The organism is Tannerella serpentiformis (assembly GCF_003033925.1).
In the GTDB taxonomy this organism is placed as follows: domain Bacteria; phylum Bacteroidota; class Bacteroidia; order Bacteroidales; family Tannerellaceae; genus Tannerella; species Tannerella serpentiformis.
Map to the genome: position 1 here is coordinate 2188670 of NZ_CP028365.1, position 20421 is coordinate 2209090.

Annotated in this window: 16 protein-coding genes and 2 pseudogenes; 4 read left to right on the forward strand and 14 right to left on the reverse strand. The window is 54.1% G+C overall.

Going from position 1 to position 20421, the window contains the following annotated elements; all coding sequences use genetic code 11:
- Positions 1–384: a GtrA family protein gene (locus tag C7123_RS09190; protein WP_037985922.1), complete on the reverse strand. Its 384-nt coding sequence runs from the start codon at positions 382–384 to the stop codon at positions 1–3.
- Positions 385–906: 522 nt separating this feature from the next.
- On the opposite strand from C7123_RS09190, the gene C7123_RS09195 reads away from it, so the two are divergent.
- Together C7123_RS09195 and C7123_RS09200 are read left to right on the forward strand one after the other, a co-directional pair.
- Positions 907–2553 (forward strand): diphosphate--fructose-6-phosphate 1-phosphotransferase, encoded by a 1647-nt coding sequence (locus C7123_RS09195; protein ID WP_069174827.1) that lies wholly within the window; start codon positions 907–909, stop codon positions 2551–2553.
- 258 nt (positions 2554–2811) lie between these two features.
- Positions 2812–3414, forward strand: coding sequence for a riboflavin synthase (locus C7123_RS09200; RefSeq protein ID WP_037996970.1), 603 nt, complete (start codon positions 2812–2814; stop codon positions 3412–3414).
- A gap of 721 nt (positions 3415–4135) precedes the next feature.
- Here C7123_RS09200 and C7123_RS09205 read toward each other — a convergent pair.
- From C7123_RS09205 to C7123_RS09235, 7 genes are read right to left on the reverse strand one after another with little or no spacing between them, the layout of a single operon-like run.
- Positions 4136–5710 carry an NAD(P)/FAD-dependent oxidoreductase gene (locus C7123_RS09205; RefSeq protein WP_069174828.1) on the reverse strand — a complete coding sequence of 525 codons (1575 nt, stop codon included), beginning with the start codon at positions 5708–5710 and terminating at the stop codon, positions 4136–4138.
- Positions 5707–6201 (reverse strand): GNAT family N-acetyltransferase, encoded by a 495-nt coding sequence (locus tag C7123_RS09210; protein ID WP_216820852.1) that lies wholly within the window; start codon positions 6199–6201, stop codon positions 5707–5709. Before C7123_RS09210 ends, C7123_RS09205 begins: the two co-directional genes overlap by 4 nt.
- Positions 6198–6554, reverse strand: a complete 357-nt coding sequence (locus tag C7123_RS09215) for a HepT-like ribonuclease domain-containing protein (protein ID WP_069174829.1) — start codon at positions 6552–6554, stop codon at positions 6198–6200. The genes C7123_RS09210 and C7123_RS09215 overlap by 4 nt, the downstream gene beginning before the upstream one ends.
- Positions 6538–6846: a nucleotidyltransferase family protein gene (locus C7123_RS09220; RefSeq protein WP_037985932.1), complete on the reverse strand. Its 309-nt coding sequence runs from the start codon at positions 6844–6846 to the stop codon at positions 6538–6540. The genes C7123_RS09215 and C7123_RS09220 overlap by 17 nt, the downstream gene beginning before the upstream one ends.
- Positions 6847–6858: 12 nt before the next feature.
- Positions 6859–8232, reverse strand: coding sequence for a DNA repair protein RadA (gene radA, locus C7123_RS09225; protein WP_069174830.1), 1374 nt, complete (start codon positions 8230–8232; stop codon positions 6859–6861).
- A 21-nt stretch (positions 8233–8253) separates the two neighbouring features.
- Complete coding sequence (locus C7123_RS09230) at positions 8254–8538, reverse strand: DUF2442 domain-containing protein (RefSeq protein ID WP_083206804.1); 285 nt, start codon at positions 8536–8538, stop codon at positions 8254–8256.
- Entirely contained in the window at positions 8486–8815 is a 330-nt protein-coding gene (locus C7123_RS09235) for a DUF4160 domain-containing protein (protein ID WP_317046580.1), read from the reverse strand. The genes C7123_RS09230 and C7123_RS09235 overlap by 53 nt, the downstream gene beginning before the upstream one ends.
- 426 nt (positions 8816–9241) lie before the next feature.
- Here C7123_RS09235 and C7123_RS09240 point away from each other — a divergent pair, with 426 nt between their 5' ends.
- Positions 9242–10471: a site-specific integrase gene (locus C7123_RS09240; RefSeq protein WP_069174831.1), complete on the forward strand. Its 1230-nt coding sequence runs from the start codon at positions 9242–9244 to the stop codon at positions 10469–10471.
- A gap of 11 nt (positions 10472–10482) precedes the next feature.
- Positions 10483–11691, forward strand: a complete 1209-nt coding sequence (locus C7123_RS09245) for a site-specific integrase (protein WP_069174832.1) — start codon at positions 10483–10485, stop codon at positions 11689–11691.
- A 186-nt stretch (positions 11692–11877) separates the two neighbouring features.
- On the opposite strand, the pseudogene C7123_RS09250 reads toward C7123_RS09245, so the two are convergent.
- The 6 genes and pseudogenes from C7123_RS09250 to C7123_RS09275 form a co-directional block, all read right to left on the reverse strand.
- Positions 11878–12036: pseudogene (locus tag C7123_RS09250) on the reverse strand (transposase); the annotation flags it as partial.
- Between the two features lie 105 nt (positions 12037–12141).
- Positions 12142–13040: pseudogene (locus tag C7123_RS09255) on the reverse strand (IS5 family transposase); the annotation flags it as partial.
- A 260-nt stretch (positions 13041–13300) separates the two neighbouring features.
- Positions 13301–16411, reverse strand: coding sequence for a type I restriction endonuclease subunit R (locus C7123_RS09260; RefSeq protein WP_069174833.1), 3111 nt, complete (start codon positions 16409–16411; stop codon positions 13301–13303).
- Positions 16401–17564: a DUF3800 domain-containing protein gene (locus C7123_RS09265; protein ID WP_069174834.1), complete on the reverse strand. Its 1164-nt coding sequence runs from the start codon at positions 17562–17564 to the stop codon at positions 16401–16403. The genes C7123_RS09260 and C7123_RS09265 overlap by 11 nt, the downstream gene beginning before the upstream one ends.
- Positions 17565–17573: 9 nt before the next feature.
- The gene (locus tag C7123_RS09270; protein WP_069174835.1) at positions 17574–18659 is read right to left on the reverse strand and encodes a restriction endonuclease subunit S; all 1086 of its coding nucleotides are present in this window, start codon (positions 18657–18659) and stop codon (positions 17574–17576) included.
- Complete coding sequence (locus C7123_RS09275; protein ID WP_069174836.1) at positions 18652–20241, reverse strand: type I restriction-modification system subunit M; 1590 nt, start codon at positions 20239–20241, stop codon at positions 18652–18654. Before C7123_RS09275 ends, C7123_RS09270 begins: the two co-directional genes overlap by 8 nt.
- Positions 20242–20421 lie beyond the last annotated feature (180 nt).

Consider the following 20421-nt stretch of genomic DNA (forward strand, 5'->3'; position numbering starts at 1 on the left):
TTAGAGGCGCGGCGACTTGAGGGCGGTGCGCACGAGGATGAAATTGATGGGCACGGTGATGGCGTAGACCGGCAGCGGCGCCCAGGTTTCGGGCACTTTCAAGACGTAAATGAAGAGATTGAGGAAGCCCGACTGCAGCAGGTAGTTGACGATATGGCTAAGGGTGAAGCCCACGCCTTTGCCAGCCGAGGGGCGCGTCTTGAAGGTGAAGAAGTTCGAGAGGACGAAGTTGGCCAGGAAGCTCACGAAGTAGCCGATGGAGAAGGCTACGTTGGTGTTCATCACCCGATTCAGCAATAAATAGATGCCGTAATGGATGCCAGTGGCGGTGCCCCCCACGAGGCAGAACCGAAAGAATTCTTTTTGCTTGGTTGATATCTTCATACTGAGCGATGCCCCTCTTCTGGAGGGCGGGCAAATGTAAAGGCAAAACGTTTTTTCGCTGGCCTCCGGCCTCTGCCGAGGCTGGGAAGCTGGCCAGGTACCTCAAAAGCCCGTACCGAGCAAACTTCGCCGGCCTCCGTAGAGGCCCCGAGGGCTCGGAAAGTGTCAAAACACGCCGCTGAACGTTTCCGAGGGGTCGGAAAGCTCCAAAACACGCCGCTGAACGTTTCCGAGGCCTCGGAAAGTGTCAAAACGCGCCGCTGAACGTTTCCGAGGGCTCGGAAAGCTCCAAAACACGCCGCTGAACGTTTCCGAGGGCTCGGAAGGGTCAAAACGCGCCGCTGAACGTTTCCGAGGGGGTCTGCGGGCCCCTGCGGGGGTAGCGAAGTCCTCCGGGTACGAGCTTTTGAAGTATCCGGCAAACTTGGCAGGTGTCCCTGACACCTCGCGGCCCTGTATCTTTGCGCCCATCCAAATCTCAGAGCGAGGTTATCATCATTCATACATTTAATAGAGAGAACTATGACGAAAAGTGCATTACAAATCGCGCGGGCGGCCTATGTGCCCAAGATGCCCGTGGCGCTGCGCGGATCGGTGCGTGCCGTAGAGGGCGCAGCGACGGAAGCAGCGGGCGACAAAGAGGAAATCAAGCGGCTCTTCCCGCACACTTACGGCATGCCGGCCGTGACCTTCGAGCGTGGCGACGCGAACGATCCGATGCCGCCCATCAACGCGGGCGTGATCCTCTCCGGCGGACAGGCTCCGGGCGGACACAACGTGATCGCCGGCCTCTTCGACGGACTCAAGGCGGCTAATCCCGAGTCACGTCTCTTCGGCTTCATCTTGGGGCCCGGCGGACTGGTGGAGCATAAATACATGGAGCTGACGGCCGACATCATCGACGAATACCGCAACACGGGCGGCTTCGACATGATCGGCTCCGGGCGCACGAAGCTCGAGCGACGCGAACAGTTCGACAAGGGGCTGGAGATCCTCAAGGAGCTGGGCATCTCGGCGCTCGTCATCATCGGCGGCGACGACTCGAACACGAACGCGGCCGTGCTGGCCGAATATTACCGGTCGATCGGCGCCGGCGTCAGCGTCATCGGCTGCCCCAAGACGATCGACGGCGACCTGAAGAACGACCTCATCGAAACCTCCTTCGGCTTCGACACCGCCTGCAAGGTCTACTCCGAGGTGATCGGAAACATCCAGCGCGACTGCAATTCGGCGCGTAAGTATTGGCACTTCATCAAGCTCATGGGCCGATCGGCGTCGCACATCGCCCTGGAGTGCGCCCTGCAAACCCACCCGAACGTCTGCATCATCTCCGAAGAGGTGGAGGCCAACGACCTCTCGCTCGACGAGATCGTGAACCGTATAGCGCGCGTCGTAGCCCGCCGAGCCGCCGAGGGCAACAACTTCGGCACCGTGCTCATCCCCGAGGGGCTCATCGAGTTCATCCCCGCCATGAAGCGCCTCATCGCCGAGCTGAACGACTTCCTGGCCCGCAATAAGGCAGAGTTCAAGATGATCAAGAAGAGCGTGCGCCACAGCTACCTCATCTCCAAACTCTCGAAAGAGAACGCAGCGCTCTACGCCAGCCTGCCCGAGGGCGTGGCCCGTCAGCTGGCCCTCGACCGCGATCCGCACGGCAATGTTCAGGTCTCACTCATCGAGACCGAGAAGCTGCTGGCCGAGATGGTCGACAATCGCCTCTCGGAGTGGAAAGAGGAAGGTCGCTACCGGGGCAAGTTCGCCACGCAGATGCACTTCTTCGGTTACGAGGGCCGCTGCGCCGCGCCGTCGAACTACGACGCCGACTATTGCTACTCGCTCGGTTACGCCGCCTCGTGCCTCATCCGCGCCGGCAAGACGGGCTACATGGCCTCCGTGCGCAACACCACCGCGCCGGCCGCGGAGTGGACCGCTGGCGGCATCCCCATCACAATGATGATGAACATGGAGCAGCGCGACGGCGTCATGAAGCCCGTCATCCGCAAGGCGCTCGTCCAGCTCGACGGCGCCCCCTTCCGTGCCTATGCCGCCATGCGCGACGAGTGGGCCATGACCACCGATTACGTCTACCCCGGCCCCATCCAGTACTTCGGCCCCTCCGAGGTCTGCGACGCCCCCACCAAAACGTTGCAACTGGAGCAAGGAAAGTAGGGGCGTATCGCATACGCCCATGGTAGTAGGGGCGACCTTTCAGGCCGCCCTTACATGTATCGCGGTAGGGGCGTATTGCATACGCCCCCCACAAATGCCCCGTCAGGGGCAAGCGTATGTCCCCCTATGTTCAAACGCCATTGCATCACCATTCAAACGTCATTTAAACGCCAATCAAATTCGCCCCCGATGGGGCCGTTGGGGGGGCGTATGCAATACGCCCCTACCATTAACTACCCCCTACCCCCTTACCTACTTATGTTTTCAGGAATCGTAGAAGAAGCCGCAACCATCGTTGCGCTGGAACAAGACAAGGGCAACCTGCACCTGACGCTGCGTTGCTCCTTCGTGAATGAATTGAAGATCGATCAGAGCGTCGCCCACAATGGCGTCTGCCTGACCGTCGTCCGTCGGACGGACGACACCTACACCGTCACCGCCGTGCGCGAGACACTGGAGCGCTCCAACCTCGGACACTTGCATGTCGGCGACCGCGTGAACGTGGAGCGCAGTATGCTGATGAATGGCCGCTTGGACGGCCACATCGTGCAGGGTCACGTCGACCAGACGGCCGTCTGCACCGACGTGCGCGAGGCTGACGGCAGTTGGTATTACACCTTCAGCTACACCGCCGACCCGGAGATGGCTCGGCAGGGATACATGACCGTCGAGAAAGGCTCCGTCACGGTCAACGGTGTCAGCCTCACCGTCTGCAACTCCCGCGCGGACAGCTTCGAGGTGGCCATCATCCCTTATACGCACGACCTCACGAACTTCAACGCCATCGTCAAAGGCACGGTGGTGAACCTCGAGTTCGACATCATCGGCAAATACATCAGCCGACTGATGACGTTCAAGTAAGTTGCCGAAGGCGCGACAATGAAAATGGCCGGGTACATCGTCATGTATCCGGCCATTTTTCGTTAGGGAGGGGGGGGATTTCTCGGCGTCCGTCCGAGTTCACATCCTCCTTTTCTTCCCTTGATGGAAGAAAAGGAGGCAAAAGAAGATCAAGCCCCCTGCCGGGGGCGGGGAAGTCGGGCCGGGGACATCTGACCTGAGGCTCAGACAGCACTTTACATGCTTGCAAAGTCTGATCTGAGGCTCAGATTGCATTTTACACGCTTGTAAAGTCTGATCTGAGGCTCAGATTGCATTTTACACGCTTGCAAAGTCCGATCTGAGGCTCAGATTGCATTTTACACGCTTGCAAAGTCCGATCTGAGGCTCAGATTGCGTTTTACACGCTTGCAAAGTCTGATCTGAGGCTCAGATTGCGTTTTACACGCTTGTAAAGTCTGATCTGAGGCTCAGATTGCGTTTTACACGCTTGTAAAGTCTGATCTGAGGCTCAGATTGCGTTATACACGCTTGCAAAGTCTGACCTGAGGCTCAGATTGCGTTTTACACGCTTGCAAAGTCTGACCTGAGGCTCAGATTGCGTTTTACACGCTTGCAAAGTCCGATCTGAGGCTCAGATTGCGTTTTACACGCTTGCAAAGTCCGATCTGAGGCTCAGATTGCGTTTTACACGCTTGCAAAGTCTGACCTGAGGCTCAGAAGGTGATCCGCAGGCCGTTGTTTACCTCCCGTAGGCGGCGGCCAACTGCTCGGCGCAGCGTTCGCCGTCGATGGCGGCCGAGACGATGCCACCGGCGTAGCCCGCGCCCTCGCCGCAGGGGTAGAGCCCGCGGAGTGTCACGTGGCGAAGCGCCTCACGGTCGCGGAGGATGCGCACGGGCGACGAGGTGCGCGTCTCCACGCCGATCATCACCGCCTCGTTCGTCAGGAAACCTCGCGACACGCGGTCGGCCGAGCGGAAGCCCTCACGCAGTCGGCTCGTGATAAAGTCGGGCATCCAAAAGTGGAGTGGCGAGGCCAGCAGACCGGGGCTGAATGATGATGCAGGTAGGGCGGACGAGTTGCGACGCGCCACAAAGTCGGCCATGCGTTGTGCCGGCGCCTTGACGCCCTGCCCGGCGTTGATGCGGCAGAGCCGCTCGAGCCGCTCCTGAAAGTCCATCATGGCCAGCACCTCGGGCACAGGCTCGCCGCCTGTGGTCGGCAGGCTGAGCGACGCAAGATCTTCCGGCCGCAGCTCGACGACCCACCCAGCGTTGGCCCACCTCGACCCGCGATTGGCGGGCGACATGCCATTGACGACACATTCGTCCGGCGCCGTCGAAGCAGGAATCACGAAGCCGCCGGGGCACATGCAGAAGGAGTAGACGCCGCGCCCCTCGGCCTGCGAGACGAAGGTGTATTCGGCCGCCGGCAGGTGCGGGCCGCGCCCCTCGCGGCGGTGGTAGCGGATGCGATCGATGAGCGGTTGCGGATGCTCCAGACGTACGCCGACGGCGATGCCCTTAGCCTCGAGCGTCACGCCGTGGTCGGTGAGCATGCGGTAGACGTCGCGCGCCGAGTGGCCGGTGGCCAGGATCACAGGGCCGCGGAACTCTTGCCCCGTGCGGGTGGTGATACCCGTCACCTCGTCGTCGTGGATGAGCAGCCCGTTCATACAGGTGCCGAAGTGCACCTCGCCGCCGCAGCCCGTGATGTGGCGGCGCATGCGTTCGATCACGCCGGGCAACTTGTCTGTGCCGATGTGCGGGTGGGCGTCGTAGAGGATAGCGGGGTTGGCGCCGTGCTGGCAGAAGCGGATGAGGATACGCTCCACCGAGCCGCGTTTCTTACTGCGGGTGTAGAGTTTGCCGTCGGAGAAGGCGCCCGCGCCACCCTCGCCGAAGCAGTAGTTCGACTCCGGGTCGATCGTGCCGCGGCGGACGATGTCGGCGATGTCGCGTTTGCGTTCGTTCACCTCGCGGCCACGCTCCACGACGATGGGGCGCATGCCCAGCTCGATGAGTCGGAGGGCGGCGAAGAGTCCGCCCGGTCCGGCGCCGACCACGATGGCGGCGGGTCGGCCGGAGACGTCACGCAGTTCGACCTCGGGGAAGAGCGGTTCGGTCGGCTCCTCGTCGAAGAAGGCGCGGAGGGTGATATTGACGTAGACCGTGCGCTGTCGGGCGTCGATCGATCGTTTAAGGATGCGCAGGGCGCGCGGCGCGTCGCCCGTCTCGCGCGCTACGACGGCGCGCAGTGTGTCGTCATTGGCCGCCTCTTCGGGCAGCAGTCGGAGCTGGAGGTCTTTGGTCATGGGGTGGGTTTATGCTTAATCATCGTGTATTTCTTCTCTGGCGACTCGATAGTTCGGAGGACTACAAATCCGACCCGCTCGTAGAGCTTTCGAGCCGCGAGGTTATAGTCGAACACGTTAAGGGTGATGGATCGAATGGCGTCGTCGCGGAAGAGGATGTCCATAAAGATGAGCAGGGCAGCGCGTCCGATCCCTCGCCCGGTCAGTGCGGGATCTAAGACGAAGTGCCCGATGTGCACGTTGTCTTGCTCCCTTCTGATCTCTTGAATGATGCCGACGAATCGCCCCTGTCGGAAGATGGTGTAGAGGTCGCTCCAGTCGTCGACCTGCTCAGGCGTCAACGGAAAGTGCGGCGTCGGCCCGGCCCATTGGCGTAAGAAGTTCGCCCCCTTGCGGTTCGTCCATCCGATGAGCGTTGCTCGGTCCCGGTCGCTCAGCCCGGGCTGGATGGTGATGTGGTGCATGGATGGATTATCTGTCTGTTTGGTCATGAGGTTTTGAATTCGCTTTCTAATATCAATTGAATACTTGCCTTTAGCGGCAGAAGGTCGGTTTCTATGGTTGCCCAGACGATTTCGTCCCTTATCTGATAATAACCATGCACCAGTATGTGTCTCATCCCTATGACTGCATTCCATTCGATCTCTGGGTGTGCTTCTTTGAACGCTTTTGTCAGCAGATAGGCGGCTTCACCGACAATCTCCAGATTCTTAATCACCGCAAACCGCAAGATCTTATTTTGCTGATAGCTCTCGAAGGTGTCCCTACTCGTAAACTCGAAGATGTTGTCTATTGCTTCGATCATATGGCGCAAACGCGCCTCGTCTCTAATCTTTTCTCTCATATATCAACACTTTATCCGCCTCGGCGCTTGCGCGGGCGAAGTCTTTTAATCGGCCGTCCTCCACGAGATCCACACGCTTGTTCAACAGCTGCTCCATCTTGTGTTGCATGGACGCATATGAGAAGAGCGTTACCCGGGCATTACCCTGAAAACGTACCAGCACGTCTACGTCGCTTTCGGGAGTAGCCTCGCCGCGTGCACAGGAGCCGAACAGCCATGCTTTATCCACCGTCGGCTGTGTGCGGAAGAATGCAGACAGTTTGTCTGCCATCGCTTGATCTACTGTGTTCATATCCTTTATGCTTTACCCAAACAACAATCGGAAGGCTTCCTCCACCTTGCGCACTTGGTGGAGCTCGATGAGGTCGGAGACGGACTCGAGACCCTTCATCTGCGGCACGATGATGCGACGGAAGCCGAGCTTGGCTGCCTCGCGGATGCGTTGCTCGATGCGGTGCACGGGCCGGATCTCGCCCGAGAGACCGACCTCGCCGGCGAGGCATGTGCCGCGGTCGATGGAGAGGTCGATGCTGGAGGAGAGCACGGCGCTGATGACGGGCAGATCGATGGCCGGGTCACTGACGCGCAGTCCGCCGGCGATGTTGAGGAAGACGTCCTTCTGGATCAGCTTGAACCCGGCGCGCTTCTCGAGTACGGCCAGGAGCATGTTCATGCGTCGCAGATCGAAGCCCGTGGCACTGCGTTGCGGCGTGGCATAGACGGCGCTGCTGACGAGCGACTGGGTCTCGATGAGGAACGGCCGCGCACCTTCGACGGCCGCGGCGATGGCCACGCCGCTCAGCCCTTCGTGGTTCTGCGTCAAGAGCAGCTCCGAGGGGTTGTCGACCTCGCGGAGGCCGCCCTGGCGCATTTCGTAGATGCCCAACTCGGCGGTACTGCCGAAGCGGTTCTTGATGCTGCGCAGGATGCGGTACATATACTGCCTGTCGCCCTCGAATTGCAGCACTGTGTCCACGATGTGCTCCAAAACCTTCGGCCCGGCCAGGCTCCCTTCCTTATTAATATGCCCGATCATGAGGACCGGCGTGCCCGTCTCTTTGGCGAACTTGAGGATGGCCGCGCTGCACTCCCTGACCTGCGTGACGCTGCCCGGCGACGACTCGGCCGCCTCGGTGTACATCGTTTGGATCGAGTCGATGATCATCAGGTCAGGCCTGAGTCGGTCGGCATGGGCGAGGATCTGCTCGAGGTGCGTCTCGCAATAGACGTGGCAGTGCGCCATGCCTTCGGCGCCGTCGGAGGAGAGGCGGTCGGCGCGCATCTTGAGCTGGCGGGCGCTCTCCTCGCCGGAGACGTAGAGCGTGTGGAGGTCGGTGAGGCGGAGGACGGTCTGGAGGACGAGCGTCGACTTGCCGATGCCGGGTTCGCCGCCCACGAGGACGAGCGATCCGCGGACGAGTCCGCCGCCCAAGACGCGGTTCAGCTCCGCGTCGTGCATATCGATGCGCACCTCCTCCTCGGCGGTGATGTCGCGCAGGAGTTGCGGTCGGGGGTCGGAGCGACTGATGGCAGCCGCGGCGCGTCGGGCGGCCGGCTCGGTGCGGACGATCTCCTCCACATACGTATTCCATGCGCCGCACGCGGGGCATTTGCCCACCCATTTGGGTGAATCCGCCCCACACTGAGAGCAGACGTAGACTGATTTTGTTTTGGCCATTGTTTCTGTTTGAATGTCGGGTTATCGGGCGGTGAGCGGGTAGGCGTCCGGGTTTTCGAGGATGGATAGGCTGAGGTCGACGTCCAAGGCTTCCCATCGAATGCGACTCCTGCCGCGCATTTCAACGTCGAACACGTCGCTGACCCGTGCCTGTTCGAACCACGGGAACCGGCTGTAAGGCAGCGCGTATTCTTTTCCCCGCACCATTAGGATCAGGCCCTTGCGCGAGATGCCAGTCACTTCGACGGTGGGCTTATTCTGCGTCTCCAAAATGCTTGCTCCATCGTTCATGGATTTCTCTTTCATATCTCTCTATTATTTGAAGAATAAACTTGATCTCTCTTGAACTGAATCCGTAGTTGTAAGCCACTTCAATCATTGGTTCCAACCAAACTTTCGCTTCATGATCTCCTTTTTCCACATGAATATGCTTTCTGTTTTCCTCTTTAGAGTAGAAGAAGAAATCATATCCATGAATCAATAATACTCTTGGACTCATGGGTGCAAAAGTACGCGAATCCCGAGGGTGCCTCTTTGTGGCCAGAGAAGGGCCGGGGGTAGTCGGATAGATTCGTAAGCTCATGCACCAGGTAAAAAGCAAATTGTGTGATCAAAGTTTGTTCGCGCGTCATCAAAATTTGATCACGTAAGAGGTAAAAAAGCTCATGCGTGAACAAAATTTGATCACGCATCAGCTTGTTGTTGCTCGCGTGTCATCAACTATTCCCCTTAAAAGCAGAAGAGCCGATGTCGAAGCAAGTGGACTGATTGTTAGGCGGAAAAGGGGCGATACGCTTTCGATTGCGTCGAGCGTAAAAGGCAGAAAAGTGCGGTCTTAAGCAGAAGTTCAGTTACCAAATTATTACCCAGTCTGGTGGTAGGTAACGACGGTGCAGTGATAGGTAACTGAGCCTTTCTCGCACACGGCTCTTTTGCATTGATATACAGGAGTCTGCACAGGTAACAGGCGCTTTGAACCGGGTAATTTTGCCCACAGTTTTCAAAGCGTATGGATGACATGAAAATGAAGGTGTTGCTCTACCTCAAAAAGAGCAGTCGCGACAGGTTGGGCAAGGCGCCGATCATGGGACGGATCACACTGGGATGTTCCATCGCACAGTTTAGTTGCAAGCTGTCTTGCAACTCCGATCTATGGAACCCGCGCGAAAGCCGGGTGGACGGGAAGAGCCGCGAGGCGGTCGAAGTCAATGGACGATTGGACAACCTCCTTCTCGCCGTTCAGGTATCCTATCAGTCCTTGCTTGCCAAGGGATCCCCGTTTGACGCAACCGACATCAAGGAGCATTTCCAAGGTAGCATGCAAAGTCGAACTATGCTTTTAGAGCGATTTGATGGTTTGATCGAGGAAATGAAGGAGCACGTCGGTGTAGACATCAAAGAAAATTCTTTGGCCTCGTATCGTCAGACAAGAGTGCGATTGCTGCAGTTCATTCGGGCGAAGCACAAAGTCTCCGACTTGACCTTTTCGCAGCTCACGGAGGACTTTATCAAACAATTCGAGCAGTATGTGATAGGAGAAGTTGGTCTGAAACAAAGCACTTGCTATAACATGATCGTCCTTATCAAGAAGGTCTGCAAGCTGGCTTATCGCGAAGGAGCGGCAGACTCCTTGCTATTCGACAATGTACATGTGGACAAGGGAGACCGCCGATTACCCAAGGCGCTTGATAAGGATGCATTAGACAAGTTGAAGACGCTGCGTTTTGACGGTTTGAACGAGGATATGGAAACCTCCCGCGATGTGTTTCTTTTCGCTTGTTACACCGGCGCGGCTTATTGCGATTTGATGGCGTTGAACCGCGAGCATCTTGTCCGCGACGATGAGGGCGCCCTTTGGTTGAAGTTCAACAGGCAGAAGACAGGCGTCCTCTGTCGCGTGAAGCTCTTGCCTGAAGCCCTTCGGTTGCTGGAACAGCTACACAACGATGCCAGGGAGACACTGCTCCCTTATATGAATTATTCCACCTATTTGTCTTGTCTGAAGGCGATCTCGCTAAGGGCCGGACTGTCTTTGCCCATCACCACGCACACGGCCCGACACACCTTTGCAACACTCGTCACCTTGGAACAGGGCGTGCCCATTGAGACTGTCAGCAAGATGCTTGGGCATAGCACGGTGCACATGACCGAGCGATATGCGAAAGTCACTCCCCAAAAGCTATTTGAAGAGTTTGACCGCTTGATCGCCTTCACCAAAGACTTGCACCTAACCATTTAACCGAAACCGATATGAGAAGTACATTCAAAATCCTGTTCTACATCAATCGACAGAAGACAAAAGCAGACGGCCAGACGGCCATCTTTTGCCGCGTCACCATCGATGGCAGAAGTGTGGTGATGACAACCGGCGAAGAATGTCTGCCAGCCGAATGGAACAGCAGACAGGGTATAACCGGCGAAAAGAAAATCAACCAACGCCTCGCAGTGTTCAGGGAGCTTGTGGAAAAGACTCACGCGGAAATGCTCACGAAGGACGGCGTGGTCAGTGCAGAACTGCTCAAGAATCGCTTGCAGGGTGTCGCCGCGGCACCGACTACCCTTTTGACCATGAGTAGGGCGGAGCTGCAATCTGTAAAAGCATGCGTGGGTAGGTCGAGGTCAGAAGGCACCTATCGAAATCACACCTATTCAGACAAGATGCTTCGCGAGTGGATAGAAAGCAAAGGGCAAAAGGACATGCCCATCGACGCTGTTACAGATGGGATGTTTGAGGAGTTTCGCTTCTACCTCAAAAAGAAGCGATTTACAGCAAAGACAGTCAATCGAGATCTCTGTTGGCTCAGTCGATTGATGTATCGTGCGGTCAGCAAAAGGATCATTCGCTACAATCCTTTTGAGGGCGCTACCTATGAAAAGGTAGAACGGAAGATTCGCTTCTTGCAAAAGAGCGATGTGGCCAAGCTCATGGCACTAAAGGTGAACGATAGGGAAGCAGAGCAAGCCCGGCAAATGTTTCTCTTCTCCTGCTTCACCGGACTGGCCATTGCGGACATGGAGCGCCTGAAATTCTCTCATATCCAAACATCAGCCGACGGTAGGAGGTATATCCGCAAGGAACGGCAGAAGACGAAAGTGGAGTCTGTCGTACCGTTACATCCGATCGCGGAGGAGATCTTTAGCAGATGCCGAGAGGACCAGACAGTGAAAGAAGAAGGCGACGACCTTGTCTTTCCATACGATTGCAGCCGTAGCGCGATGAACAACAAACTGAGCACTGTGGGTCTGGCATGTGGAATCAGACAACGCCTGTCTTTCCACATGGCTCGTCACACGTTCGGAACCCTGTCACTCAGTGCTGGTATCCCGATAGAGAGCATCGCCAAGATGATGGGGCACGCGTCCATATCCAGCACGCAGATCTATGCGCAGGTGACGGACAAAAAGATCTCGGAGGACATGGACAAGCTGATCCGAAAGCAACAAGCTGCGTCTGCGTGATCCCTGTACGGCTGTCCAGACAGGTCTTTTTCTCCTTTCGAGACCTCTGTAAAACGAGCACGTTTTCACGTGATTTCTATGTGATGGCTCATTGATGGCTCATTTTCGTAGAAATGCTTTCAATAAAGGGCTATAATGGGTGGTTTCTCTTGGCTTTCAAGCCCCTTTTAGGGGATATTTCCCCCCTTATTTGAGAGAATTGGACACAATGATCCCTGGAGCCCGATGGAGGTTATAAGCCATTGCTTCCATCATATGCTGGGCATGCGTCTTTGCAAGCCCCACATATCGGGCGACTCTCGATCGAAACCATCGGTGGATGGAGCCAAAGGTTCTTTCCACTTTGAGACCTCTGCAAAACTCTACTCGCTCAAAAGATCCATTATTGATTACCAGCAAGTTGTATTTCTTAGAACCTTTGTGTGGGGAGTTTTGCAGAGGTCTCACTTTGTATCTGATCCGGCTGATGGCCACGTTCACCCGCTGTTCCCTCTCGGTAATCTTGTGTGCCCTTGTTCCTCTATGCATAATGCGGCTTTTCAGCTTCATCCGGCTGAGGGTCTTCCTATTCTCGGCTGAATCGTATCCCTTGTCTGCAAAGACAGGAGCCCCCTTGGGTAGCTTTGCTTTCTTCAAAGGGGCTTCGAAATGTTTGATGTCGCTCTCATTAGCAGAGGTGGTTTCCTCGGCGAGGATGAGTCCGTTCACATCCGTAACCGTATGGCGCTTATAGCCGAAGTGTAACTTCCCCGCCTTCTTTACCCACCTAGCCTCCGCATCTACATTAGGCTTAGTAATTTCTTTGAGCATAGCTTTCTCTGATGCTTCCTTACCATCTTCCTCTTCTCTGTCCGTAACAACCTCATACGCTTTGCGTCCACGAGGACGACGAGGGGTGTCCGTTATGCTTGCATCAATGATGGCTCCGCGCCTAACGACGACACCCCTGCTTTCGAGCTGCCTGTTGATTTCGTCCAGTACTCGATCATAGAGATCTGCCTCTACTAGGATATTTCGGAACCGGCAGACCGTGGTACTTGTCCGGGGCAGAGTCTTCCATACCAAGACCTACAAAGCGGCTGAAGGACAAGCGGTCATTTACCTGTTCCTCCACCTCACCATCGCTCGAGACCATACCAAGTACGAAGAAGCTCTGTCTTGAACAGCACAAGGCTGTCGTAACTGGGGCGACCTGTGGACTTGTTGCCTTTGGTATAAGCAACCTCGATGATACCACGGACTGGAGTCCAGTCAATGATCTTGTCTATCTGTGAGAGGAAGGTGCGCTTGATTTTGCGCTGGCCGAGGAATATATCGGCAAAACTGGGGGAAGAAGGCTCTTGTTTCATGCTATAAGCTACGAAAAATAATGGAGATACGAAATGAAGCCGGCAAATGGTTTTGCAGAGGTCTCCTTTCACCGATTAGATCTTACTACATGACTACAACGGGGATAATGCGGTGAAAGAAGAGAGGTTGGGGTGTAGTCGATGTAGTTCCTGCGAATCGATAATGAGCGCAGAAAAGAGGAATGCACAATCTCCCCGACGATGTTGATGGAGGGGATTTTCTATCGAAGAAGGAGAAAGCTGATAATAGATTGTCGAACTCACGTAGCCTTATCTTGGCTACGCTTGAAGTTCTCGGCTTGCTCTAGGATTTCTTTGAAGACAGCATCATTCGTAACTGGTGGGTATCCATACTCTGCAAGCACGACGATAAGATCCATTTTCAGCTCTGCCTTAATGTCACCACGTGTAGCCCAGTCTGTGTAGCGAGACTTATCATCGACCAAACTCTTGATGCGAGCAGCTAAGGCTAGTAGCTTATCCTCAGGATAGTCAAAGCCAAATTGCTGAGCGATCGTCTTGAGGATATCATAGAAGGCCTTTTCTTCATAGGTGATGCCCATTGTGGCGAAGCTATTCTTCTCGGCGCGTAGGCTCTTCAATAGCTCTGTCATCTGATGCGCTACCTCTGTCACCACATCATCCGCAAAGGCTACACTATCTCTGCGGTCGTTGTAACGGTCTATGAGTTCATTGAGTCGCTTAGTGAAGTCAATGGCCTTGATTTTATTCACGCGTTGGAAGGCACGGATGACTTGTCTCAAGAGTCGCTCCATAAGCTTGACTTTGGTGTTGGGTAGTTCCAAGCGAGAGAGACGCTCCATATAAGCCTCGCTCATCAAGTCCAACTCTTCACCCTCCTGACCTATCTGCAAGACCTCCTCAATACCATCAGAGCGCAGAGCCTCACTAATCATCTCCTCCACACGTCTATTCATCTGCTCAGCATCGGGGGCGTCGCCACGAGTAAGCTTTCGGAGGATAGTCGCTACAGCTGAGAAGAAGTGAATATCCTCACGCTCCTCAGGACTGATTGCTTCGCTTGTACTGCAAAGGCTAAAGGCAGAGCGGAGCTTACGTGTATGTCCCATGAAGAGCGTCTCACGTTGCTTGTCGCCTTGCGCATACTCAGCACCTAGTCTCAGGCACTGCAATTGCTCCAAGGGCGAGCCTTCGATGAAGGGCTTGCGATTGAACTTCACGAAGAGTCGACGCAAGATATCCAGCTCATCTTTGACCATACGGATAGACTGCTGTATCGACTCCAGTCCCTGCTCCTCTTCTCCACCTGTGGCGTATTGCTTTAGCGCATCATTGAGGGCAGATTTAATGCCGATGTAATCCACCACCAAGCCCTTCTCTTTACCTGGGAACACTCTATTCACACGTGAGATGGTCTGAATGAGCGTATGCCGTTGGAGGGGCTTGTCGATATACATTGTGTCTAAGCAGGGAGCATCAAAGCCTGTAATCCACATATCTACGACGATGGCCAGCTTAAAGGTTGAGGAAGGGTCTTTGAAGAGCGTCCCCCACGCTTGCCTATCCTCGTCCGTACTGAGGAGCTGATAGAGCTCGGGGGCATCGTCCTTGTGGCGTGTCATGATGAGACGAAGTGCCCCTTCTTCCTTCCATTTGGGGCGTAGGGCGATGAGTCGCTGATAGAGCGTATGGGCGATACGTCTATTCATGCAGACGATCATTGCCTTGCCTCGTACGCTACTCCCCTCCTCGACTCTCGTCTCGTAGTGCCTGAGCAGGTCTTCGGCGACCATCTGCAAGCGTTTAGGATGCCCCAGTATACGCTCCATCTGTGTCACTGCGCGTTTGCTCGCCTCAATCTCTTCGGGGTTAGCCCCTTCTTCCTCACATTGCTTATAGTAGGCTTCGATCTCTCGTATCTTCTCAGGCTCAGGTAGCACTCGGGCGGCTCGCCCCTCGTAGACGATGCGCCTAGTGATGCCATCCGCCACAGACTCTGTCATCGTGTAGGTGTCTACGATGTTGCCAAAGACCTCCAGGGTGGCATCGATGGGCGTCCCTGTAAATCCCACATAAGTGGCATTCGGCAACGAGCGGTGCAAATGATGGGCAAAGCCAAAACTTCGGTGCACGCCTTCATCCGTCAAGGATACTTTCTCCGATAGGTTCGTCTGCGAGCGATGTGCCTCGTCCGAGATGCAGATGATGTTACTGCGTTTGCTCAACAGCTCCGTATCCTCATTAAACTTATGAATGGTGGTGAGGAAAACTCCTCCCGACCGCCGTCCTCCGAGTAGCGTCCTAAGCTCTCTGCGGCTTTGGATGGAGACGACGCTATCATCACCGATGAAACTCTTGGCTCCTGCGAACAGCCCCGCTAGTTGTTGGTCGAGGTCGGTACGGTCGGTGATGAGGATAATCGTTGGGCTAGCGAGCTGCCGTGAGCGCATCAGTTGTCTTGTGAGGAAAAGCATCGTCAAACTCTTGCCACAGCCCGTAGTGCCGAAGTACGTACCCCCTTTGCCATCGCTCCCAGTGACGAAGCGTGCATGATGGAGGATATTCTGGTAGAGCTTCTCGGTAGCGAAGTACTGCGGATAGCGACAGATGATCTTCACCTCCTTCTTACCGCCCTCGGGGAAGAATATGAAGTCACGCACCACGGGGAGCAACCGCTCCTTACTGAGTAAGCCTCCGACCATCGTCTCTAAACTCGCAATGCCTTCAGCCGCTTTGTCTCCTGACTGTAGCTTAGGCCAAGCGTAGAAATATTCGTAGGGAGAGAACTGCGTGCCATACTTACTGTTCACCCCATCACTCAGCACCACAAAGGCAGCGAAGCGCATTAGCTCAGGAATGTCTCGCTGATAGCGCACTGTCACTTGGCGGTAAGCTTCACCCAGAGTAGTCTCTTTACGCACGGCACTCTTCAGCTCGATGACCACCAGCGGTAAGCCATTGACATAAATCACTGCATCGGGGCGGCGTAGCTCTGTGCCTTGCACTTCTAGCTGCGTCGTGAGGAGAAAGCTGTTGCGCTCCGTCTCGTCCCAATCAATGGGCAAGATATATAAGTCGGGCAGACTGCTATCCTCTCTTGGGAGAAAGAAGCCCTCCGTGAGCAAGTGATGTGTCGCCCGATTGCGCTCGTAGTCGCTTCCCTCAGTACTTGCGGTAAGCCTTGCCACGGCACACCCTACTTCGCTCTCGGTAATGCCCTCATCGGCATAACGACAGCGGAGGAACTGCTTCAGCTCCTCCTGCAAGACGACTTCGCGCTTATTCTTGCGCACAAGGTCGCTCCCCAACTGATGCGTATAGCCTTGTTGGGTGAAGAGCTCTGCAATGGCTGTCTCTAAGCTGGCTTCGATAAAAGGATTATAACTCATTTCCTATTGCTTTGTTTACATCTTCGACAAACCGAAACTCATCAAATAAGTCAAAATCTCCATCTGTCCCTAACTTTACCACATCATGGCACGTTCGCAATCTGGAAAGTAAAGGTGTGACAATACTCTTGCCCAAAGATATAAAATCACGCAACTCTTGATGAGTTGAAGGCAATTTGTAACCCTCTTTACTGCTAGAGATAATAACTCTTTCATCTCTTAGTCTAGCTATTATCTTTGTTCGGAAGACTTGGGTAGATATTTTTTCAAACCCCCTAAATTGCAACTGTTTTTTCAACTCTTCAGTGGGTATATAATGTCTTGGAGAAAGATTCATAAATCGAAAGAGAAGATAATCGAGCACGACTATTTGTCTTTGCACAAACTCATCAGTCGTTCCACTGTTCTTTTCTCTGAATGTTATTGCTTGCCTATAGCTTATCTCTGCTATGGTGCGATCGTAACCGCTTGTTAAGGTTCTCTCTGGCGGTGTATATGAGCTGAAATCTCTAGGATAGTTCCTAAGTAATAAAGTCTTTGCTTTAAGTATTGACTTGTAGTTGTAGCCTTCTGCCTGAGTAATCTTACTCGGTTCGTAATTAAAAGACAAAGAACCCGATATAAAATCTGCAAGTTGGATAAGAACTTGTTCCTTGCTATCTTCTATATTACGATAACCTTTTCCGAAGAGATCGGTAGCTCGAGCCTTTTTGGTCATATATTGACTAAAAGACTGCTGATAATCATTACCTCCTACTCCATCTGCAACTATGGTTAATCGTTGAAAAACAATACTAAGCTCCTCATACACGAGGTTGTTCAAGAACTTATAGAACGACTTTTTGTAATGCAAGCCTGAGTTTTCGCCAATCTTTTTCTTGTCACAAACAAAGGCATAGAACTTGTAAGGTAGGTCTTTAAGGTCATCAAGTATTCTTTTTCGACGTTGATTATTTTTACCCACCTTACTTGATTTCATCTCTCCTGTTTGGAAGTACTTAGCCCTTACCTCCTCCACCCTAGCCTCCAAAATCGGGAGCTCAGACTCTTTAACTATAACAGCACAGATGATGAAGTATTGGCTACATCCTGGTTTATCAAAGTCAAAGCCAAAAGCTCCAGACTCATCAATAAATGCATACATTCTTTCCATTGCCCTTCTTTACTTGATTTGTGTCAGCAGCACCGCCTTGAGTTTTTCTAAGCAGGCGAGCTGACGTTGGTTATTATCCATTGATTTATTGAGCGTCTTGACAAGCTCTTCATACTTCAAACAAAGAGCAAGAGGAGGTATAACTACACCAAAACCCTCTAAGCTACTTATCGTTATCTGAGCTTGTGCAGAGCCTGAGCGAAGAGATAGAGTATCAAGCTCTCTCAAATGATGATAGAGGTAGTACCGCATCCCTGCATTCCGTCCTAATAATACAGCGATTGAGAGATTTGTCAAAAAGAACGACTCAGGAGATAGAACTACTTTACCAGAGCCAGAGTCTCCTCGAGCAATAACAATGATATGCTGGTACTTGAACATTTCTTGATGCGTATAGCCAACAATACCATAGCCACTAAATACAGGAACTATTCCTTGTTTATCTACCTGTGGCATTTTACCATAGCAGAAAGCTGCCACCTCTCCCAGCGTGCCCATGCGCCAGCCTTCGGGTAAGTGGATTCTATCGATGCCCTCGACGAAGGTCTTGCGATAGAGCGCGGTGGCGGTGCGCTCCAAGAGGGCTATGTGTGACTGACACTGACGCATACGCTCCTCGATGGTGGCGAATTGCGAGACGATGCGCTCCTGCTCCGCTAGCGGGGGTACGGGAATAAGCGTAGCACAGAGCGTCTCCCAGTCAAAAACCTCTCGGGCACTGCCGTGCGAGTGGAAGCGTGCATAGCGGTCAAACTCGGGGCGCAAGAACCATAGCATGAGATACTTTGCCAACAGCCCTGCTCCTTCAATGACCTCAAAGACCGTATAAGCCTGCGACACGATGCACTCTTCTTCTTGGAAGTGAGCAAGCGCAATCTTATCTCCTCTACGAGAAGTATCAGAGATATAGACAAACTGTCCTTTTCGTACAACCTTATAGTTGGTCATATCCGTGCCGATGGTGTTGGCTACGGAGGGGATAAAGCTCTTGTTTACGCTTACACCGAGGAGGCGAGAGACCGCGCCCGAACGGTTGCGCTCATCTACCGCACGGATGAAGTTACCGAGGGGATGGTGAGGATAGTGCTTATGCATCGGCAGAGGTATTGAGGGGGAAGCCCAGTTCGGCAAAGAGCGCACTGAGTGCAGTAGTGTTCTTCGCCTCTTGCTCCATCAATGTAGAGAGTCTGCTCTGTATAGTCTGCATCTCCGAGGCAAAGTCCACAGCTTCGTCACGGCTAGCAAAAGGGATGTACTTACTAGGTACAAGCGAATAGCCCTTCGCTGCGATCTCTGCGCGTGTGGCGGAATAGCAGTATTCGGGGATATCCTCGTAAGGTTGGTCGTAGCCCTCTCGTTGCCAAGCGTGATAGGTGGAGGCAATGCTGGCGATCTGCTCAGCATTGAACTGGATATACTTCTTCTCAAAGGGTTCGCCCACCGCCCGAAGGTCAATGAATAGCGTCTCCTCACAGCGGTCACGATAGCGGATCATATGTCCGTTCTGCTCGGCAGTATGTGCTGACCGGTCACGAGCGAGTATCCACAGCGTCACACTGATGTCGGTGGAGTAGAACATATTTCTTGGGAGGAGAATAATGGCTTCCACGACGCCTTGCTGGATCAGCTCCTTGCGTATCTCCTGCTCCGTACCATCGCCCGAGAGGGCGCCATTAGCCAAGAGGAAGGCAGCCGTCCCAGAGTGCGAAAGCTTCGAGAGGATGTTGAGTATCCAGCCGTAGTTGGCATTGCTTGTGGGTGGTGTGGGGAAACCCATCCAGCGAGGGTCGTTCACCAGCTCATTCACACCACGCCACGCCTTCTGATTGAAGGGCGGATTAGCGAGGATGAAGTCGGCCTTGAGGTCGGGATGCTGGTCACGATGGAAGGTGTCGGCAGCTTGCTCCCCAAGATTACAGGTGATACCACGAATGGCGAGGTTCATCTTCGCCAGCTTGTAGGTGGTGTTAGTATATTCCTGCCCATAGACCGAGATATTGAGCTTATTCCCTTGGTGGGCTTCGATGAACTTGAGGCTCTGCACAAACATACCGCCCGAGCCACAGCAAGGGTCATAGATGCGTCCACTATACGGTTCGATAAGCTCCGTCATCAGCCGTACAATGGTCTTAGGCGTATAGAACTCACCCTTACCCTTGCCCTCAGCGATGGCAAACTTGCCGAGGAAGTATTCATAGACCCGCCCCATGAGGTCGCCATCGGCTGCTGTGAGCGTATCGACCTCGTTGATGCGGTCGAGGAGTGTGGCGAGCTTCGTGCGGTCCAATCCCAACGAAGCATAGTAGTTATTCGGCAGGGCACCACGTAGCGACTCATTCTCCTGCTCCAAGGCAGCCAGTGCCGCATCGATGTGCAAGGCCAGATCTGCTTGCTTAGCTTCCTGCATGAGCTTCGACCAGCGGGATACTTCGGGGATGTAGAAAACATTCTTGGCCGTGTAGAAGACGGCATTGTCCACGAAGGCTTCCCGACCTTCGGCAATCAGTTCTTGTCTTCGCTCCTCAAACTTGTCGTTGGCATATTTGAGGAAGATGAGACTCAGCACCACGTGCTTGTACTCGCTGGGTTCGACGGCTCCACGGAGCTTGTTAGCACTCTCCCAGAGACTAACCTCAATTGGCTTGGGTTCTAGTGTTTTGTTTACTTTCTTCGCCATATAATAATAGTTGTCCTACGGAGACCTTGCTCTGCAAGGCCCCTTTTCCCCTACAAAGATACCAAGCGAAAGAGATATACTATGAAATCGCCTATTTGACACCTCTTGATCGTCCACTCTTTCCCGATATCTCTCTGCCATTCCTAAGGCATTCAAGTACATTGATTTGGCCATTACTTT

Excerpts from the sequence above, each read along its gene's own strand:
- C7123_RS09190 (WP_037985922.1), bottom strand. The coding sequence starts at position 384 with ATGAAGATATCAACCAAGCAAAAAGAATTCTTTCGGTTCTGCCTCGTG.
- C7123_RS09195 (WP_069174827.1), top strand. The coding sequence starts at position 907 with ATGACGAAAAGTGCATTACAAATCGCGCGGGCGGCCTATGTGCCCAAG.
- C7123_RS09200 (WP_037996970.1), top strand. The coding sequence starts at position 2,812 with ATGTTTTCAGGAATCGTAGAAGAAGCCGCAACCATCGTTGCGCTGGAA.
- C7123_RS09205 (WP_069174828.1), bottom strand. The coding sequence starts at position 5,710 with ATGACCAAAGACCTCCAGCTCCGACTGCTGCCCGAAGAGGCGGCCAAT.
- C7123_RS09210 (WP_216820852.1), bottom strand. The coding sequence starts at position 6,201 with ATGACCAAACAGACAGATAATCCATCCATGCACCACATCACCATCCAG.
- C7123_RS09215 (WP_069174829.1), bottom strand. The coding sequence starts at position 6,554 with ATGAGAGAAAAGATTAGAGACGAGGCGCGTTTGCGCCATATGATCGAA.
- C7123_RS09220 (WP_037985932.1), bottom strand. The coding sequence starts at position 6,846 with ATGAACACAGTAGATCAAGCGATGGCAGACAAACTGTCTGCATTCTTC.
- radA (WP_069174830.1), bottom strand. The coding sequence starts at position 8,232 with ATGGCCAAAACAAAATCAGTCTACGTCTGCTCTCAGTGTGGGGCGGAT.
- C7123_RS09230 (WP_083206804.1), bottom strand. The coding sequence starts at position 8,538 with ATGAAAGAGAAATCCATGAACGATGGAGCAAGCATTTTGGAGACGCAG.
- C7123_RS09235 (WP_317046580.1), bottom strand. The coding sequence starts at position 8,815 with ATGAGCTTACGAATCTATCCGACTACCCCCGGCCCTTCTCTGGCCACA.
- C7123_RS09240 (WP_069174831.1), top strand. The coding sequence starts at position 9,242 with ATGGATGACATGAAAATGAAGGTGTTGCTCTACCTCAAAAAGAGCAGT.
- C7123_RS09245 (WP_069174832.1), top strand. The coding sequence starts at position 10,483 with ATGAGAAGTACATTCAAAATCCTGTTCTACATCAATCGACAGAAGACA.
- C7123_RS09260 (WP_069174833.1), bottom strand. The coding sequence starts at position 16,411 with ATGAGTTATAATCCTTTTATCGAAGCCAGCTTAGAGACAGCCATTGCA.
- C7123_RS09265 (WP_069174834.1), bottom strand. The coding sequence starts at position 17,564 with ATGGAAAGAATGTATGCATTTATTGATGAGTCTGGAGCTTTTGGCTTT.
- C7123_RS09270 (WP_069174835.1), bottom strand. The coding sequence starts at position 18,659 with ATGCATAAGCACTATCCTCACCATCCCCTCGGTAACTTCATCCGTGCG.
- C7123_RS09275 (WP_069174836.1), bottom strand. The coding sequence starts at position 20,241 with ATGGCGAAGAAAGTAAACAAAACACTAGAACCCAAGCCAATTGAGGTT.